The organism is Planococcus faecalis (assembly GCF_002009235.1).
Lineage (GTDB): Bacteria > Bacillota > Bacilli > Bacillales_A > Planococcaceae > Planococcus > Planococcus kocurii.
The window spans coordinates 2,666,695-2,686,091 of record NZ_CP019401.1; the positions used below are offsets into that span (position 1 = coordinate 2,666,695).

Annotated in this window: 16 protein-coding genes and 3 pseudogenes; 4 read left to right on the top strand and 15 right to left on the bottom strand. The window is 36.7% G+C overall.

The features are described from left to right. The first annotated feature begins 271 nt into the window (after nt 1-271). Both AJGP001_RS13345 and AJGP001_RS13350 read left to right on the top strand, forming a co-directional pair. Entirely contained in the window at nt 272-1,375 is a 1,104-nt protein-coding gene (locus AJGP001_RS13345) for a Fic family protein (protein WP_071154249.1), read from the top strand. A gap of 148 nt (nt 1,376-1,523) precedes the next feature. Then, nucleotides 1,524-1,745: a hypothetical protein gene (locus AJGP001_RS13350; RefSeq protein WP_071154248.1), complete on the top strand. Its 222-nt coding sequence runs from the start codon at nt 1,524-1,526 to the stop codon at nt 1,743-1,745. 208 nt (nt 1,746-1,953) lie between these two features. Here the strand turns inward: AJGP001_RS13350 and darG are convergent, their stop codons facing one another. The 6 genes from darG to AJGP001_RS17410 form a co-directional block, all read right to left on the bottom strand. Continuing rightward, nucleotides 1,954-2,985, bottom strand: coding sequence for a type II toxin-antitoxin system antitoxin DNA ADP-ribosyl glycohydrolase DarG (darG, locus tag AJGP001_RS13355; protein WP_078080644.1), 1,032 nt, complete (start codon nt 2,983-2,985; stop codon nt 1,954-1,956). 10 nt (nt 2,986-2,995) lie between these two features. Further along, nucleotides 2,996-3,616: a type II toxin-antitoxin system toxin DNA ADP-ribosyl transferase DarT gene (darT, locus tag AJGP001_RS13360; protein ID WP_071154247.1), complete on the bottom strand. Its 621-nt coding sequence runs from the start codon at nt 3,614-3,616 to the stop codon at nt 2,996-2,998. A 343-nt stretch (nt 3,617-3,959) separates the two neighbouring features. Next, nucleotides 3,960-4,541 (bottom strand): competence protein ComK, encoded by a 582-nt coding sequence (locus tag AJGP001_RS13365; protein ID WP_071154246.1) that lies wholly within the window; start codon nt 4,539-4,541, stop codon nt 3,960-3,962. A 270-nt stretch (nt 4,542-4,811) separates the two neighbouring features. After that, nucleotides 4,812-4,934: a hypothetical protein gene (locus AJGP001_RS17740; RefSeq protein WP_256204369.1), complete on the bottom strand. Its 123-nt coding sequence runs from the start codon at nt 4,932-4,934 to the stop codon at nt 4,812-4,814. 382 nt (nt 4,935-5,316) lie between these two features. Beyond that, nucleotides 5,317-5,790 (bottom strand): ParB N-terminal domain-containing protein, encoded by a 474-nt coding sequence (locus AJGP001_RS13370; protein WP_071154245.1) that lies wholly within the window; start codon nt 5,788-5,790, stop codon nt 5,317-5,319. Nucleotides 5,791-6,123: 333 nt separating this feature from the next. Then, nucleotides 6,124-6,840, bottom strand: coding sequence for an SEC-C metal-binding domain-containing protein (locus AJGP001_RS17410; RefSeq protein ID WP_151897516.1), 717 nt, complete (start codon nt 6,838-6,840; stop codon nt 6,124-6,126). A 321-nt stretch (nt 6,841-7,161) separates the two neighbouring features. On the opposite strand from AJGP001_RS17410, the gene AJGP001_RS13380 reads away from it, so the two are divergent. Both AJGP001_RS13380 and tnpC read left to right on the top strand, forming a co-directional pair. Next, on the top strand, nt 7,162-8,355 hold the full coding sequence (locus tag AJGP001_RS13380) for an IS4 family transposase (protein WP_071154243.1): 1,194 nt from the start codon (nt 7,162-7,164) through the stop codon (nt 8,353-8,355). A 269-nt stretch (nt 8,356-8,624) separates the two neighbouring features. Then, a pseudogene (gene tnpC / locus AJGP001_RS13385) lies at nt 8,625-9,248 on the top strand (IS66 family transposase); the annotation flags it as partial. Nucleotides 9,249-9,507: 259 nt separating this feature from the next. Here tnpC and galE read toward each other — a convergent pair. From galE to AJGP001_RS13435, 9 genes and pseudogenes are all read right to left on the bottom strand, one after another. Next, the gene (gene galE / locus AJGP001_RS13390; protein ID WP_071154241.1) at nt 9,508-10,506 is read right to left on the bottom strand and encodes a UDP-glucose 4-epimerase GalE; all 999 of its coding nucleotides are present in this window, start codon (nt 10,504-10,506) and stop codon (nt 9,508-9,510) included. A gap of 59 nt (nt 10,507-10,565) precedes the next feature. After that, on the bottom strand, nt 10,566-10,844 hold the full coding sequence (locus AJGP001_RS13395; RefSeq protein ID WP_071154240.1) for a hypothetical protein: 279 nt from the start codon (nt 10,842-10,844) through the stop codon (nt 10,566-10,568). 74 nt (nt 10,845-10,918) lie between these two features. Then, nucleotides 10,919-11,816, bottom strand: a pseudogene (locus tag AJGP001_RS13400) (UTP--glucose-1-phosphate uridylyltransferase). Nucleotides 11,817-11,875: 59 nt separating this feature from the next. Beyond that, a complete protein-coding gene (gene murJ, locus AJGP001_RS13405) occupies nt 11,876-13,411 on the bottom strand; it encodes a murein biosynthesis integral membrane protein MurJ (RefSeq protein WP_071154239.1) in 1,536 nt (511 codons plus the stop codon). A 49-nt stretch (nt 13,412-13,460) separates the two neighbouring features. Next, a complete protein-coding gene (locus AJGP001_RS13410; RefSeq protein WP_071154238.1) occupies nt 13,461-14,336 on the bottom strand; it encodes a glycosyltransferase family 2 protein in 876 nt (291 codons plus the stop codon). A 201-nt stretch (nt 14,337-14,537) separates the two neighbouring features. After that, nucleotides 14,538-15,613: pseudogene (locus AJGP001_RS17790) on the bottom strand (EpsG family protein). A gap of 129 nt (nt 15,614-15,742) precedes the next feature. Beyond that, nucleotides 15,743-16,777 (bottom strand): glycosyltransferase, encoded by a 1,035-nt coding sequence (locus tag AJGP001_RS13425; RefSeq protein ID WP_078080647.1) that lies wholly within the window; start codon nt 16,775-16,777, stop codon nt 15,743-15,745. A gap of 445 nt (nt 16,778-17,222) precedes the next feature. Beyond that, complete coding sequence (locus AJGP001_RS13430) at nt 17,223-18,317, bottom strand: glycosyltransferase family 4 protein (RefSeq protein WP_078080648.1); 1,095 nt, start codon at nt 18,315-18,317, stop codon at nt 17,223-17,225. A 35-nt stretch (nt 18,318-18,352) separates the two neighbouring features. Beyond that, the gene (locus AJGP001_RS13435; protein ID WP_078080649.1) at nt 18,353-19,390 is read right to left on the bottom strand and encodes a GNAT family N-acetyltransferase; all 1,038 of its coding nucleotides are present in this window, start codon (nt 19,388-19,390) and stop codon (nt 18,353-18,355) included. Between the last annotated feature and the right edge of the window lie 7 nt (nt 19,391-19,397).

Sequence of the window (19,397 nt, forward strand, 5' to 3'; positions counted from 1 at the left end):
CGCGGCTGATGCAGCGTTGATTTATGGCGATTCTCACGGCTTTACTGGGACATTTTCTCCATAAGGTTACTGTGCTTATTGATGACGAGTTAACGCTCTTCATCAATACAAATGCGCTCTTCGAAATTCTTTGCCTGGTGTGATTTTTTCACTGATAGAATCTGAGTTAACATACATACTTACGTTATAAAACGAACAAAAAATATCGCTACACTGATATAAAATGTATTAAAACAAAAATAGGAAAATAAATTATGTTAGAGGTGATTATTTGAAGCAACCGTTTTCTTTGCCCTTCCTCCCTATTGAGTTTGATAGTAAAACCGAATTGTTTTTCTACAAGAAAGTCGTGACAGCCTTGGCCAAGTTGGAGAAGTTAAAGGAGAAATTGCGTTATTCCGTAGTCAATCAATCCTTTTTGGAATTGATTACATTGATGGAGTCTGTGCAATCGACAAGAATTGAAGGGACGCAAGTGACATTCCACGATATGTTGGAGGATCAATTGGATCACCAGGACGACTGGGAAAAGACTGAAGTGAGAAACTATCAGGAAGCATTGGCCATTGGAATCGAAGCGGTGCAAGCTGGCTATCCCTTATCCGAACGATTAATCCGGCAGATTCATGAAGTCCTCATGAAAAACGCAAGAGGTTCTTCGGGTGCCTCTGGCAACTACCGGCGCGTCCAAAATTTCATCGGTCCCACTAACCAGTTGAAAGATGCGGCCTATATCCCTCCAGAACCGCAATTGATGGATCAGTATATGACGAATCTGGAACGGTTCATCAATGGCAATCCCTATGCAGAAGAACCGTCGGACGAGCTGCATTCACTAATTAAATCAGCCATCATACACGCCCAATTTGAATCAATTCATCCTTTTTTGGACGGGAATGGCCGATTGGGTCGAATCTTAATCGTTCTTTATTTATTGCAGAGCAAACTGATTGAAACGCCTTATTTTTTCTTGAGCGAAGAGTTGGAACGAGAAAAATTCAAGTACTACGCGTTATTAAACGGTGTCCGTGGCATCGACAAACCGGTTCCCGATTGGAAGTCCTGGATCAGTTTTTTCCTAGATGCCACCATCAAAATGGCCGGCCACCAGTATGATAAACTAAATCAGGCAGAAGAACTTTACCAGTCCGGATTAGCGAGGTTAACGCAACCCTCTACACAAAAAGTTTGGCGCGCCATGTTCCATTCACCGATTGCGGACGTTAAACAATTGGAGGTGCTGACAGGCCTTGCACCTGTCACGATACGCCAAAGCCTAAAGCAGCTAGTTCAGCAAAATTTGGTATTCGGAAACGATCGTCAACGGAATCGACGTTATTATCTCTATGACTTAATCGCGATCATGAAAGAGTAACTGGCAACGTAAAGACTCTCCTTCCCATATTGAGAAATTTGGGCCTTGTTCTCTTTTTATCCTCCAAATTTCTCAAATGGTCCCTGTGAGCTACGATTATATGGATTGCCAAAAAATGTGCTAGTATGCGGTAAAGAGGTGATCGACAATGGAGTCTAAACGTAAACTGGAAATTGCACGTATTGCTATGAAGGAGCGTCGAAATTCTAAGTCGACTCTGCCAGATGATTTCCTGAAAACGGTAGAAGAGAGAACAGGAGAAATTGTTTCTGATTTAAAGACGGGTAGACAATGCCCTCGCTCTAAAGATGAGACAAAAATCCTTCTGATGGTTGAAAAGGAATATGGAAATCAAAACGGAACAATATAAATGATGTTTCTCCACAGTTCCTAAACACTCCCCGTGAGTGGTGCAATTACGACTAGTTATGTAGATCAGCAACTACACAAATGCCACCTTCGAAATCGATTGATTTCATTGAAGGTGGCATTTTCGTTATTCAACTTCTTTCCTTAAGATGCGATTTTCAAGCTTCGTCTATAAAATAGAAGGTCTTTTGGGCAAGGACTCCATTTACTTAAGAAGCACGATTCAGCGATAAAAGATACCGCCATACCTTTTCAATGTGTTTCGCTGAAAATAGTTCTTTCTTGCGATTGCTCCAATTCTGAACTTGTTCCGTCACAAAAGATAAATCCATTGATCGTTCTGGATATTGTTTCACCACCCAATGGACCGTCGCTAATAATTCCATTCCATATGGTGTTTCGAATCCTTGAATGATCTCATTCACTTTTTTCAAGCGTTTGAGGGACTCTCTGTCTCTCCGAAGAAATGCAATTGCATGGTCTGCTGCATCTTCCAACAGATAGATTTCCGCTTCACTGCTCCGGTCCCCGTAGCCTCGAATAAAATGACCTTCAATTCGTTGAAGCACATGATTTAAACTGTCTGCATATGGACCATATTTATTTTTCTGAAATCGCAGTTTCATGGGTTCTCCGACTTCTTGCAAAAAATAAGCCAGTTTCTGAATCTCCAAATGAGAGAGCCGATACCCAGGTCCAGAATAGCTATCCATCAGGGAAAGCAATAGAGCACGCCCTTTTGTCATCCGAGGCTCCGTTGTCCCGATTTTCATCTTGTCGGGCAAAGGCGAGCCAGCTGGTCCGTATAAATGAACTTCCACTGGAACATCTTTGAAGGCCTGCTCAATTTTAACGCGAACGCTATCCCACTCCAGTCCTCCGTTCCCGCAGCCAAGAGGCGGAATGGCAATTGTCTGAATCCCCAATTCGGTTATGGTCTTCACTAAATCCTGAAGTCCCAAATCAATGTAATTCATTTTTGAGGGATTTTTCCAATGCTCTTTTGTTGGGAAATTGATGACGTATTTAGGGTTTGTCAATCCTTCTACAGGAACAACATGCATACTGCCGACTTTTACTTGCCCTAGCTTACTGTCTTTTGCATATTGCTTGAACACATCTGGAAATGCCTGTTTGAACTGCAGTGCAATTCCCTTTCCCATAACTCCGACGGTATTAACTGTATTCACATATGCTTCTGCCGAATCTTCCAGTAAATTTCCTGAAGACCGAATAATCATTTCACTCACCTCACTTATAATAGAAATGTCTGCGTATGCCCACTGGTTTATTGACTTGATGATTTTTTAAAAGTTCTTCTACTCGATCCTTCGCTAGTTGATTTATCACAGCAAAGCCTGTAAAGAGCTGAATTGGAACTTTTTTATGTACGAGAAATTCTGCTTGCCTCCGCCGCTTTCTATCGGGATCTTCCTCAGTGTCTTTCCAAAACGGATCTTCCATCAATGGCCAATCAATTTTGTTCAATTCTGTTAAGTCAGAATAAAACTCTGATATCACCATGATTGCATGGCCATCTGTAAACAGATAAGGCACTCCGCTTCGATCGATTGTTTCGGTATCTGTAACTAAGTACACCATCTCTTCCTGATTGGTTCCATTATGGAGCACCGAATACAGCATAGGTGAACGCGCAGCAAAATAAAATGGAACATATTCATGCAAGCTTCCATGGGGCGCCAGCGGAATAGAAGTAGTGGATCGTCTTTCTTGAATACGGGGATTGGCAATATCCTGATATAGCGTATTGCGCAATGCCATTTCTGAATAAGCTAATAACTCTTGATTTTTTAAAATAGATGGCAAGTTCTTAATATGTGTCATATGAAAAAGCAATTTATTCGTTTCCATTTTACACATCCAGACTCATCTTTTCTTTTTGCCTAACTGATTACCTTTTCACTTATTTTATCATAATTTCATGATACTTTCCTTAATTCACTCTGCAGGTTCTCCCGCTGCTCATTTGTATAAAACTTTCAATCGAGCAAAACAGTTTAGCAGTTCACAAGCCAGCACTTTAACATCCTCAATCCCCTCCTATTTAAGCACTCACCTAAACACAAAAAAACCGTTCCGCTGAATCTCCGGATACGGCTTTTTTTGCATAAGGTTGTTAGCCAACACTCGCGTTATCTTTGACACAGGTCGCCATTTGCATGAATGGCATCGCTAAAAAAGCTGTCCTGATCGCTTACTTTTCTTCCACTCCGACATAATTCAATCCTTTTTTGCTCTTCTTCAAATGATACCCAGCACCCGACTCCACAACTTGCGATTCAAACCGGATCATCTGCGCCTGCATTTTGTAGCGCAGTTCGTAGGCTCGCTGGATTCTCTTATTGAACGTGTGAAAGCTGACATCGAGACGAATGGTGCTGTTGTTGCTCAGCTCGACTAGGGTATGGCTCGTTCCTGAACGCCTGTAACTCCTGACGTGCCGGAGCGACAGCCAAACACAGTCTTCCCGGAACGGCGACCTGCTGGGAAACAAAATAATGTCACGTTCTTTGTCGAGAATCACCGGGTTCATATACCTTTTATCCAGGAGGGTCCGGGCGCCATCCAATGCCCCTCTCATGCTAGAACCACGAAACCGCAAATTCATGTCGATCAGGTCATACGGACTCAAGCCCGCCTTCGTAATTTCGTCTTTTTTGCAAATCAATGAATTCAAAAATCCATTTTCATCAAAATCTGGCAAGATGACAATCGTCTCGGAACTGATGCCATACTCCTGTTTCATTTCACTGTTTTTAATTGTTTTCTGTCTCACTTGTAGTCCCCCTTTTAATTTAACCCTTAAAATTTAAAGTTATTTGGAGTATACTAACAAGTAGTTGGTATACTCCAGCTATTCTCCCTCGGGTAACCGTTGTCCAGACTGTCACACCCGGGGGTTTTCTATTGCCGTCAGTTGCTCACTCACATCTTCCTCACCTCCTTCGAGTTGCAGCCAAGCATGGCTCCTATTGTGGTCTTGCTGGATAAACTACAGACGCTGAGTGACTTGAAACTGTTTTTTCTTGCCTTATTCTTCTGTCGGTTAATAGACGGGGGGCTGTTCTTTCGTAAAAACTCCGTCAATCATTACGCGCGGATAATTTCTCTTACCCAACTGATGATAGGGAGATCCGTTAATGGTAGTTGCCACTCCATTGTTACTCATATGTCTTTACTCCTGTTTTTCATTTACTTTATTATACATTTATGACTATTTAAAAGTCTAACTATTTTAAATACTTTTTTAATAACTTTTTGGTGCTATTTTACTATTTGTTACTTCTACTCAGTTTTTCACTTAAATCGTTACAGATTTTCTGTTAATCGAATAAAATAAGCTGCTTTTCCGCTTAACAATCGCCATCCTCTTTTGTTGATCAAAAAAAGAATGCTCTTCCGACAAAAATCGGAGGGGCATTCTTTTTTATTTCGTCTTTACTGTATTTTATGCTCTGAACGAACCGCACCATTCAGCATTGTATAGAATTTTTCCTTTCCTAGGACACCATCTCTTACAATCAGGCTGCATTCCATCCGCGTTCACCCACTCACACCCGAACTTCTCCGACAACTCCCCAGCGGCCTTTGTCTTTCTTAAAATCTTTCAGCTTGCCATTCCAATACTCCACGTAGCGCTTGTCCATATCCGTGGAGGTAAAAAACTGGCGGTGTTGTTCTTGCGTTAAGTAGTAGGCCGGCAGTTCCTTTATTCCCGTACGTCTCGCTTTTGCGACGCGGTGGTTGCCGTCGATCAGCCGGAAAAATTCCGGACGCATGCGGACCATGATAATTGGCCGGGTCAGGTCCGCTGTTGGCAAAAACTCTTCGTCCAGATTCGACGAATCCGCTCCCGGCCCCGGTGGACCAATCTGTACAACAGACCGTTCAACTTGATCCAGATTTGCTTGAATCCATCTAGTGGCCCGTGTGACATGCCAATTGAACGGAAAGCCACCGAGCATTTCGTCCCCTTCAACTGCTATGCAAGGAATAAAATCCGGATTCTCTGTTAGTTTCTTCATGTAGCGCACCTCATTTTCTTCTATGTTCATTTCAGAATAGCCTATTTCCCTAGATAATCCTTGTGTACGGTTCAATTATGACCATTTATCAATCTCACTAAATATACAAATTCTTTGTATAGACGGAATTGTCTCGCTCACAGGGGCGCGATTTCATCTGGCGGTCTTTCACTGGTCAGGAATGGACTGGTACTGCGATGGCAGAGGTGGTATTAAAATCTGTCCGGAGTGGTATTATTTTTTGTCCGAAACGGTACTCTGTCATGTCTTTATACATTTCCCTAAGACGTGACTTGTTTATTGAATTACTTTTCTTAATAGAGCGCGTTTTTACTAAGCTACTTTCCCGCAGCATTTCTTATATTTCTTTCCGCTGCCGCAAAGGCATGGATCATTTCGGCCTATTTTTTCGGACAACGAAAGCAAGCTCTTTTTTTCTTCTTGAAATAACTCGTGCGGAGTATACCCCCGATTAATTTGAAGGCGCGTATGGTTATGCATATCCATCACTAGCTCCGCCACTTTCTTCAATTGCCCACTTTCTTCAAGCTTCAGCCCCATGCGATCAAATTCCCTAATAATCCGCTCAAGTGAAAAGGGGTCCTCCGCCATCATCTGTAAATCCTCCGCAGCACCTTCTACTTTGTCACTAGCTGCTTCTGGGAAAAGCGTTACCATGTATTGCTGTAGGTTGAAAAATTCTGTTGGCTTTTCAAAATAATCAGGGTCGCTCCATTTTAGCAGTTCTTCCCGTTCCGGCACATAATAGGGCTTTCCTTGTTGCGCCAGCCAGTGTTCATCAAACGCTTCGAATTCCATGATCCATTCTCCGACAAAAAAGCCTCCACCGTATTCATAGACGAACCGGTTCTGAAGCGCCGCTTTTGCTAGTCCTCCTGCAAATGGATCTTGAATCCACGCCTTGATTTCCTCAGCTGCTATGCTCTCTTTGTTTTGGCTTGAAATCACTTTTGCCACTTGCTCAAAGGGCACAATGCCATATAAATTAACCATCGCTGAGATATAATCCACCCAGGTTTTACTATCCATGTTCCCACTCCGTTCCTGTCGGTTCTGTTTTATTTTAGTGTACAGGTTCGAAGCATCGTTTCCAACCCAGGGTGACACACCAGATCCGGTTTTATTTATAAGAGGGAACGTTTTTTCCAGCAGTTCCCAAATGGTCCCTGTGAACGGTCACTAGCGTTGCGCCAATGTAAAAATATGTATTTGTATTTTATTTCCTTAAATTCCATCTAAAATTTAAGCAGAAATACGCCTCTCTAAACTTGCGCAGAACTAAAAATACTCCTACTGTAGAGGGGACGATGACGAGTCGATTCCCTTAATCCTACAGAAGGAGTATTTATCATGATCAGTGTAGACCAGATGACTGTCTTTCGTCAATATTTAGCGCTGTTGCCGACCGCATCTTTGGCATGCCTTGCCAAAAATTCGGGCTATGACAAGCTGCACAATGATGGATTAGTGAAAACGTTTATTCTAGCTAATCTGCTCAAATGGAATTCGTTGCGGATGATTGAAGGCGGGATTCGTTCCCAATCTGAAATTCAACAGGAGCTGGACGTAGAATCGTTTAGTGCAGGTCAATTGAGCCGACGACTTGCCGTGCTGGATACCGGTGAACTGTCGCATATCCTTTTTCAGTTAACCGACCACTATCACCGGATTATGGAAGGCGAAAAGGGGTTGAATCCCAAAGTTGGTAAGCTGGCGATCATCGATTCCTCTGCGATTCCATTGTCCAAACATGCGCTCGATTGGACGGCTTTAACACCGCATTATTGCGGCGTCAAAATTCACCTGCGGCTAGCCATCGTGAAAGCGAACAGCGCATTTCCGGAAGCAATGATTCCTTCCACTGCCAATGTTCCGGATATTGAAGCGGTCAACCACCTCATCGTAGATGATGACGCGACTTATATCGCGGATCGGGGATATGGGGAAAAGCCAAAAATGGCTGGCTGGCTGGAACGGAAAGTAAAGTTCGTCGTCCGGGTCAAATCCAATTTCAGGGTGGACAGCATCCAAGAGCTGCCAACCGATTCCGAGCAGGTCAGCCGACATGCCCTTGTTACCATCCGATCCCGCCCGGATCCCGTCAAACTTGTTGAGTTCAACGACCGCAAAGGGCGTCACTTCCGCCTGATTTCAAACCGACTAGATCTGTCAGATCTAGAGATTATGGAAATCTACAAGAACCGGTGGTTGATCGAGCTTTTCTTCAAATGGCTGAAGCAACACGTAAAAGTGGACCACCTGTACAGCCAGTCGCCAGTCGGCATCTGGAACCAGTTGTACATTGCCTTGATGGAGATTTACCGGCTACTTACGTATCCGAACGTCACAACCGCCTATTTTCTACGGAATATTCAGCTCTATCTCTTGCAGAAATGGGCAGATGCCCGGAAGGAATTCGAACGAATTTCCGAATTTACCACCCAAGGGAGAAAGAGCAATCTCGGCTATCCAAAGAAGGCACGGGATTACGGAGCAGACCATGCCATTGTCAATCCGCTCAGTCGAACACCGGTAATTAAATAGTAAAAAAAGGGAATCGACTCGTTTTGGGCGGAGCACTCCTTTTTTTTGATTTTTTTCAGCAGTCGCCTGTAAAAAACCTCACTTACTGGATATTTCTTGCTTATGCACAACGCTAATGGTGAACGGTTCAATTATGACTATTTATTAATCTCAATAAATATACGAATGCCATCTTCGAAATCGGTTGATTTCATTGAAGATGGCGTTTTCGTTATTCAACTTCTTTGTATAGACTGAATTGTTTCGCTCACAGGGGCGCGTTTTTTGAGAATGTTGAACTCGTGGGCTGTTGGGCACATGCCCGCAGGAAATTCGATGAGGCGCTGAAGGCATTGAAGAACCCCTCATCAAGTGCCATCCGATCGACGATTGCTAAAAAGGGCCTCAACTTCTGTAATCAATTATTCGCGATTGAACGAAAAATTAAGAAGTTGGATGCAAAAGAACGATTGAAAATACGACAAAAAGACAGTCAGCCTGTGCTGGATGCTTATTTGGTATGGCTAACTGAACAAAAAGAAATCATTGCGCCGCAATCGGCAACCGGCAAAGCCATCACTTACTCGTTGAATCAATGGAACAAGTTGACAACGTTCATGAAAGACGGACGTATCGAGATCGACAACAATCGCGCGGAACGGTCGATTAAACCGTTCGTCATCGGAAGAAAGAATTGGCTGTTTGCCGTATCGACGAATGGGGCGAAATCAAGTGCCATCATCTACAGTCTCGTAGAGACAGCCAAAGAGAATGGCTTGAATCCATTTTTCTACCTTCAATTTCTTTTCGAAGAACTTCCGCAGTTGGATATGACGGCGGACCTGAACATCGATCATCTCATGCCCTGGTCGAAGGAACTTCCAAAAGATTGTTATATCCAAAAGAAAAAATAACAAAAATGCCTTTCCGACAAAAAATCGGAAAGGCATTTTCTTTTCGAAGAAACTAGGTGTTGGATATTGGACGCTTACTTTTCTCTAGTCAATTTCTTTGTATAGACTGAATTGTTTCGCTCACAGGGGCGCGATTTTCCCCTTGACTTTACATTACTCACCTTAAAATCTGAGAATTCCGGTAAACTGTATACTAACTAATAACCACTTCTCTATTTTATTTCCTAAATAATTAATACGATTTACGAAGGCGAAAAATTTATTCCTTAAAACTCTTCTCAAATCTCCAAGCATCCTGACACATAGAAATAACATCCCTTTTAGCGACCCATCCCAATTCCAGTTCTGCTTTTGATACATCTGCATAGCATGAAGCAATGTCTCCTGGTCTGCGCTCTATAATTTCAAAAGGTATTTCGATTCCATTTGCTTTTTCAAATGCTTTTAATAACTCTAATACACTCGTTCCTTTACCGGATCCTAAGTTATATGCATGTATACCTTCTGCAAGATTATCCACTGCAGCCACATGACCATCAGCTAAATCCAACACATGGATATAATCACGTACACCTGTCCCATCGACAGTTGAGTAATCATTTCCAAAGACTTTTACTTCCTTTAATTTCCCTTTAGCAACTTGAGTAATATATGGCATAAGATTATTCGGCGTTCCGTTTGGTGCTTCGCCAATTAACCCACTCTCATGAGCTCCAACAGGATTGAAATATCTAAGTATTGAGACAGAAAAACCTGGATTTGCTTTCATAACATCAGTCAAAATTCGCTCACTCATCGCCTTTGTCTCACCATATGGATTGGTTGTTGGCAAAAGATCCATAGTCTCTATAAATGGAACACTAGTATTGTCACCATATACTGTCGCAGAAGAGCTAAATACAAACTTGTTCACACCATGCTTAAGGCATGCATTGCTCAGAACCATTGTACTGACCAGATTATTGTAATAATAATCTTGTGGTTTTTCTACAGACTCACCAACAGCCTTAAGCCCAGCAAAATGAATAACCGCCTCTATCTTATAATTTCTAAAAATCAATTCAACAGCTTGTGCATCTGTTACATCAATCTCATAAAAAGTCACTTCTTTACCTGTGATTTGCATAATGTTCTCAACTGTCTCAAGCTTACTATTATATAGATTATCAGCAATTATTACTTTATGTCCCGCCTTCAACAAAGCAATGGAGGTATGAGAACCAATATAGCCAGCTCCACCAGTTACTAGTATGTTCATTTAGAAAGCGCTCCCTTTCAACGTATTCAATTTTACTTAATGGTTACACCATTTCTAAATTAATCTTCAACATCATCTTTCTTACTTTTATATAAAGAAGACATATTGCCTCCCATACCCGGATAACCATACAAAGATTTATAAAATTCCACTGAGTCAAACTTGTTCATTTCGATTTTCACATCAAATGGAGATAGATAAAGTACTTCGTTGTTCTTTTCTGGCTCTCCCATGTGATCATAATTCAATACTACGATATGATCTGCTCCATTTTCACTTAAATACTTAATCCATATAGGTGTATCCACAGTAAGTCCTAATATGACACTTAAAATCATTTCCTTTTATACATCTCACATCGCTGCCCCTTAAATTCATCGGATAAAGTGCATTACTCCTTAAAATTTTAAAGCTATAACTTTATTGTATAAGACTCACTTAATTTTCGTTCAAATAACTCTAATAGTTGCTTTCTCAACTCAGGCCGCTTCAAAGTAAACTCAATCATCGTTTCGATGAAACCAAACTTCTCACCCAAATCAAATCGTAGCCCGTCAAAGTCACAAACATAAAACGATTGGACATCGTTCAGCTTCTGTATGGCATCGGTCAATTGGATCTCTCCACCTGCGCCTAACTGATGCTCTCCTAAGTATTTGATGATTTCCAGTGTCAGGATATAACAGCCCATGATGGCATAATTGGATGACGCTGTTCCTGCTGCCGGTTTCTCCATAAACTTGTTCACTTTAATTAATTTGCCGTCCACAGAAACAGGATCGATAATGCCATAGCGGTCAGTGTCGCTTTCAGCAATTTGCTGAACACCAATGACATTCTTGCCGATCCCTTCATGCTAATCCATTAACTGAGCCAAACACGGCTCCTCATTTTCAATGATGTCATCGCCTAACAGCACAGCGAAAAGCTCGTTGCCGACAAACTTGCGCGCTGACCAAATGGCATGACCCAAGCCAAGCGGCTACTTCTGGCGGACAAAATGATTTTCTACTTTAGATGTCTCTAAGATAGAGTCTAACATTTCCATTTCCCCTTTTTTTCATCAATGTGTCTTCCAATTTAAAGGCATGATCAAAATAGTCTTCAATCGTATGTTTATCTTTACCGTTCACAATAATGATATCTTCTATACCAGAAGCAATCGCTTCTTCTATAATGGATTGAATCGTTGGCTTATACACGGTTGGCAATATTTCTTTCGGTATTGCTATTGTAATTGGCAGAAATCTTTTTCCTCGTCCAAACGTAGGTGTTATTGCTTTTTCTCTCTCATCTTTGGATCTACTTATAATTTAGGAATTAACATTTTCAGTCGCATCTGTATAATTATAATTTTATAAAAAGCAACTTAGAATCTCTTATCTTTTAGATATGATTTGGTTCTTTTTTTAAAAGGTAATACAAAAGCATCAATATCTCTTATTTTCAAGAAGTAAATTATTATCACATACACCACTAAACCTATAATTACCGAAAAAACTAAAGATAAAATTAATCCTGATATAGAAACCAGAAAAAAATAAGTTACCTTCACGGCCACCCCCATTAAAATGGACGCTGCTAAGATTTTTACAAAGGATATATATATGTACTTGACTTCTAAATATCCTATTTTTTTTGTTAAACTTTTATATAATAGCAGTGAACATATTATCGAAGATAAGCTGGTAGCTAAAGCAAGGCCACTTAACCCCATATATTTTGACAATATAATATTTAATATTATATTAATTACTACAGCTATAGAAGCATTAATTACAGGTGTTTTTGTATCTTGGAGAGAGTAAAATACTTTTGATAAGATTTCCCGAAAACCGAAGCCTATCATCCCCATTGCATAAAAAAATAAAGCTGAAGAAGTCATGCTTAAAGCCAAACTATCAAATGCTCCTCGACCATAGATTAATTCTACAATTGGTTCTGCAAGTATCATTATCCCTACAGCACCAGGAATCACTAATGCACTAATTATGATAAGAGCTTTAGAAACTGTTTTTTTCAATTTCAACAACTCATTGTTAGCTGCCATTTTAGAGATAATTGGAAATATAACCGTAGCGAGTGAAGCGACAAATATCCCCTGCACGAATGCAGTAATTCGAGAGGAATATGTTAATGAAGAAATGCCACCTGATATTAAATTTGAAGCCATAGTAATATCTACTATAGAATTTATCTGATTAACTGATGCTCCTAGTATTGCAGGAAGAGCTAAATACGCCATTTTTTTGGTATCTGGATCTTTTAAATTAAAAATATACTTATACTTAAAACCCTTTTTATATAAAGCAGGAATATATATAAAGAATTGTGAGGCAAGCGCTATCACTATACCAAGTGAGAGCATAGTTAAATTCGAATTATAACTTAGAATAATAAATAAAATCAAGAATAAATTCATCGGAAAACCACTTATGGCTGGGATAAAATAACTCCCTTTGACTTGTAAATAAGGAGTAAAAAGAGCTACTAGGCAAGAGAAGTAAATAGCAAACAAGCTAATTCCGGTTAACTTTACTGTTAAATCAAGTGTTTCTCCTTCGAAACCCGAAGCGAAAATCTTAACTAAAAATTCAGTATATGATAACCCAAGAAATATTATAAAAGTAATTAAGACAAATAAAATATTTAATATATTATTTGTAAATTTATTTGTTGCTCCTTCTTCTTTTCTAATTTCAATTTGATTATATATCGGAATGTAACCAGTCGATATTCCAGTTCCTATTATTCCAAATATGGCAGTCGGTATTGTAAAAGCTATTAAGAAAGCATCACTAATATTTGAAGCTCCGTAAAAGTATGCTAAAACAACATCTCTAAGAAATCCGAAAACTCCAGATATAATTGAAATTCCCATTAAAAGTAAAACTGTTTTCTTCATTTTAATCCTCGATGCTTTATAGATTTTCAACCATTACAATTATCCAAAATCAAGTATTGATATTTTTGTACTTTTTATAAAAAAAAATATAACCTACTGGCATTAATATAAAAGTGATTTTAGGGTAAACAGAATTTTGAATATATTTTTTTTCCCCCGCACATATACACATTCCTATATATCTTATCGTATTGGTAATTTTACTCTTTATTGTCCTATCGAAAATTAATCTTTGTTTAATATATGCTAAATATCCCTTTGGATTATCCGCTAATAATTTCGCCATATTATTTGTATATCCATCTTCTAAGTATTCACAGTAATATAGTACTTCTCTAAGAAACAGAAGTTCACCTTCTTGATCGACTAAATCGTATAAATAGGCTTCTGGCACAAATTTTTCATCAGAAAATTGGGGGAATTTATATTTTGACAAAATATCTTTTCTAAAAATCAGCATAGTATCGCCCTTTAATCCATATCTACTATAAGCTAAATTTAAAGTTGAAGATTTTATAGCTACGTTGTCCATTGAAGTTAAAGTTTTATTCTCTGGTAACCCTTTATATGCTAATATTCCTGTAAGCTTTGAACTTTTTTGAGAATTCCATTTATTTAATATATATTCAACAGCTCGTTCTTCTAAATAATCATCTGAATCAACACATGTAAATAATTCTGTTCGTGTTAAATTTACACCTTTGTTGTGGGCCATTGACTTCCCTTGATTTTTTTGCTTATAATATACTATTTCAATAAATTTGTGGTTAATCCAATTTTCGATTAACTCTTTCGAATTATCTGTAGATCCATCGTCAACTATTAACCAAATAAAATTTTTATTTGTTTGTGCTTTTAAAGAATTATATAATCTCAGTAATGTATATGCCCTATTATAAGTGGGGGTAAATATAGTTATTTCCACATTTCATTCTCCTATCAATTGGATAAAAAAATTCTTGCATATAGGTTGCTATTTTCTTAATCTCATACAAGCTCTATAAACTGGAATACCGTACTTTTTTATATCCTAACTCATTAGTAATTTAAATTCATTATTACCATTTCTGATGCTGAATTATATAATTGTGATAAGCCTGTAATATTAAGATTAAGATATCACCTCCTAGTTTTTACTAAAAATACTATACCCTTTAAACAAATAACTTTCATAAGGAATCATTGCTCCACCATCGAACAACAAAATAAATCTAATAAATCCGAAACCACAAATCAATATCGTAGAAATCTGAACAATATTGCGATATTTCCCTTTATCAATTAGACATAAATATCCAAGGACTATAGGATATGTAAGAATGAAATAGTCTTTTAATCTTGTCATTATCCCATAACCGCTAAATAATGTGAATATTGGAAGTAAAATTAAAAATAACTTTAGTATTATCATTGAATGTTTATCAACCTTAACTACTTTTTCAAAATTAATGATAATAAAAAGCATTATAAGAAAATATTCAAGTGTGTGAAATATTCCTATGGACGATTCCGAATCACTTGTTAATAGATTCTCAGCTTTAGCACTTGCTACGGGGTTTTCGAAAAGCGGTAAAAGAAAATCAAATATTTGCATTACTGATATATTAAAGAAACTAATCAAAATTGTTGGTATAAATATAATATTAGCTAAAATTAGCTTTCTTTTTGTCAAATTTAAATTGTTTATAAAGTAGATAGGCAGCATTATTATAGCAGCATTGTGAAATAAAATAGCAAAAAAACTCATTGAGAAATATTTTACAATTTTTTTTCTTCAATATATTTTATAGCTAAGAAAAAGATAGCTAAAGTAATTGATTGTCTCATACTTATAAATGTATTATAAAAGAATACTTTGTATAAAAATACGATAATAAGCAAATTGAAATTAAACGAATATTTTTTAAACCCAATGTAAAGACAAGTATAAAAGAATATGGAATTTATAAGGGTGAACCCGAAAAAATTTAATCCCAACGTTTTAATTAAACTATTGATAAAAAGGTAGCCTGATTCAAAACCGTATGTGGGATAATAATTATGTATATGAGCAAAATTTATAATAAAATCTTTTAAAGTAGGGAGTCCATTAAATACTGTCTCATAGATATAATAGTCCGAGCCACCTAAGTAATATCGAGTTCCTGAAATTAAACAAAGAATAATTAGGCTTGTAATCTCAAAAATTTTTTTATGATTCATTTTTATAAAATTATTTAAAATCAATAGAAATATGCAAAAAGAAAATAAAAGTATATAAAACCACAAATTTAATTCACCACTTATCTATATATTATGCCTGTCATTAGAACTATAAATTAATCTCATATTTCAACCATTATATATCTTTTTAATTCTAGAAATGTATTCTTCAATATTAGATAATTCCCTTGATCTTTCTAAAGCAGCTTCAGATTTTCCATTGTGATATTGTTCATCGCTTAATAGGGTCAATAACTCACAAACAAATTCTTCATCATTTGAAGCAAGTAAACCACAGTGATTATCTAATATATCCGGAAGGCCCCCTACTCCGCTAGCTACAACTGGTAAACCTAAAGCCAGCGCCTCCACCGCAACTAATCCAAAACCTTCCCATTTAGAAGTCATACACAATATTCTAGAGTTTTTAACTATCCCATATGGATTACTTAAGAAACCTAGCATTTCAATATTTTCAGTTAAGCCAATTTCTTTTATCTTCTTTTGACAATCAAATTTTAAGTTGCCATCGCCAATAATCGCAACTTTTATGTTCGGATACTCAAGTGACACTTTTTTAATTATGTTTATAAATCTTAAAGGATTTTTTGCCTCTGCTAATCTCCCTAAGAAAATAATATCAAAAGCTTTTGTTTCAGTAGCTTTTTCAGCCTTCAAAATAACTTCTTTTATATTGAGAGGATTAAAGACTACTAGTGATTTTTTTCTTATTTTCTTACCAAATACATACTCCTCAAAAACTGATTTTGAAACTCCTAAGATTTTCTTATATCTTAGTGTTGAAAAAAGATAAATAAATGAATAAGGATGATAAGTTTTTATCCAAGGAGAATTGTTATGAAGATGAGAAATTATGGGAACACTAATTCCTGATAGTGCCGCTATAATGCTTGTTGTAAAATCATGAGCATGAACTATATCTGGTTTGTATTCTTTTACTATTCGTCGAATTTCCAATATTGACATTGATTGTACGGGTAAAAATTTAATTCTATTCTGGTATAAGTCGTTTTTAATTGATCCCTTTAGAGAAGCATAACTGCTATCGAAATCGTCGCTTGTATTATTAATAATTGTTATCGCAACATTTTCTGCACCAGAATATGAAGATGTATTAAGTAGATGCAATATTTTTTTTTTCAAAATTTCTTAACCCACCTTTTTAAATTTTTAAACTCCTCATATAACTTTCTATTAATTGGGTTGATTAACTAGCAGGTGAACTCACAGGTGACACTAGCCCATTTTCTGGCAGGGGTTGGAGTGATTGAACGGTCGACAGTTTGATATTTTTTCATCTACATGACGAATTCGATAAGAACTAATCAATGCGCTTAATGTTGAAATACACTCAATCCTGCATCAGGTTAAACCACCGGTTGGTCAATTCTTCACTGATCGTTCCATTGTGTACTAATCCGGGGATTTCCACCATACTACGCAGCACACAAGTATCCTGTATATAGCTGACATGAAGCTTGATGCCGAGACACTTCTTACTGTAGTTTTTGGTTCGCGCTCACAGCCTACAGAAAAGGCATCTTTTTTCATATTTATTTGGATGATTATACTAATCAATACGCATAATTCAATATAGTTCTTTTATTTTTTTCAATACTTTTTCTATAGTATATTCATCAATTTTCTCGAAGTTATAAACACTAAATGCTTCTCTCAATTCTACTGATTGATATAGATTTTTTATTGCATTTGAAAACCCTTGAACATCCTCAGGTTCCACTAAGTAACCACCTTTATCATTGTCAATTAAATCTACATTACCTCTTATATTAGAACAAATTACAGGCAATCTAGATGACATTGCTTCCATTAAGGCAACTGATAATCCTTCTCTATAAGATGGAAATATGAAAACATCAGCTAAATTATAAAAATCGGCTATTTCTTGTTTAAAACCTAATAGCTTGATTTGACTTTTTAAATTTAAATTTGTTATTAAATTATTCAAATGACTTTCCAGAGGACCAGCTCCGCAGATTAAATAATAAATATTAGGATTTTTTATTTGTGCTAATGCTTTAATTACTGTTTCATGGTTTTTATTTTTATTTAGCTCTCCTATGGAAAGGAGTACAAATGCTTCTCTTGGTAAGTTAAGTTCTTTTTCACTAATCATTTGATTATTTTTAACTTTAATGAAATTTCTTTTATTTATACCAACCCCAGGAATATACTGTAGTTTTTTCGCTCTAAAGTGTTGAATAGATCTTTTATAGTCTTCTTGATTTATCGTAACAAGAATATCAGTATATTTTGCCAACCACTTTTCTATCGGAAAGTAAATTAACCAATTTAAAATTGGTCCATTCTTATAAAAATGAAAGCCATGTGCTGTATAAATGACTTTTACATTTTTTATTCTTTTACAAGCTCTTCTTGTGAATACCGAGGCAATAGGGGTATGAGTATGTACTATATCATATTCTTTTTCAAACAAAAGAGCTTTAAGTTTTTTATAAGCTTTTAGATTTTCATTTTTAAAAGGGGAGCGTTGAAATTCTATATTATAAGCTTTACATCCTAAATTGAGTAGTTCTGTAGGTAATGGCTTTCCTATATTACAAGCCATATCTACAGTATGCCCTTCTTCTATTAACATTTTAATGTGTGAAATAAAAAAACCCATGGTATCTGATACTGTTGTTACGTATAATATTTTCATTATCAAGGCTCCCTAAATCTAACTTATTAACTGATTTATGCTCGGTATTTTGGAAAAAATAAATTATCACTTTCAAATCCCATATCTTCATTACGCATTTGAACTAGTTCATTATATTTTTCTTCGTTAAAAACTTTTTTCCCCACATAAAAACTACATACTCCATTAGGTGCAAAACTTTTTTTATATTTAAAAATGCCATCATCAGCGCCATATCCTCCTCCGAGAATGAAGCGTTTAAGTCCTTTTTCTTTTGCCCATTTAATGATTTCATATTTTAAATAGTTATTTGCACTCAGATGGAAATATTCTCTATCAGTACCACCTAAGAATGAGTAACAATTTTCACTGCCAAATATAACTAACTCAGTAGAGATTATTTTTTTTTGATACCAAACATGTAGATATACAAAATTGTTTTCCATTTTATTAAGATTTTCAAAAAACTCTTTTGGGTAATAGAATGTTTTATTAGCATTTGATCTATCCATTGTTCCATAGTAAATCGACAAAAATTCATTTAATCTTTTACCATCTAAATCAACTTCTATTTCCAACTCAGCCTTATTGGCTTTTTTTATACTTTTTCTAACTTTATGCTCAAAATCCATAAACATCAAATCCAGAGGTACTTCTAGATCCCTTACTACATTTCGAGTATTAGTTTCAATTTCGCCATTGTATTTTAAATGGTATTCATTAATTAAATGAAATCTAACAAATTCACAAATGAATCCTTCTTCTTTACAGTACTTTTCGTAAGCTTTATTAACTTTTTCATAATTCTTACCTTCAATTAAAAATCCACCATACCCATAAGGTGTAGAAAGATCGAACCAGGTGTTAGCTGGTATTTTATTAGTTAAATCTTCTATTTTTGATATATCGCGTTTCATAATAACATTTATTGCTCTCGTTTCATTATCGTTATAATAAACTAAGAGTGGCTCTCCATCGCCTTGTCTATAAAATGCATTTACATATCCATTTAAATAATTTACTTCATAATTTTCAAAGCTTTTTACAACTTCGTCCCACTTTTGATTATCTTGAAAGTCTATAATTGATAGCATTTTGAAA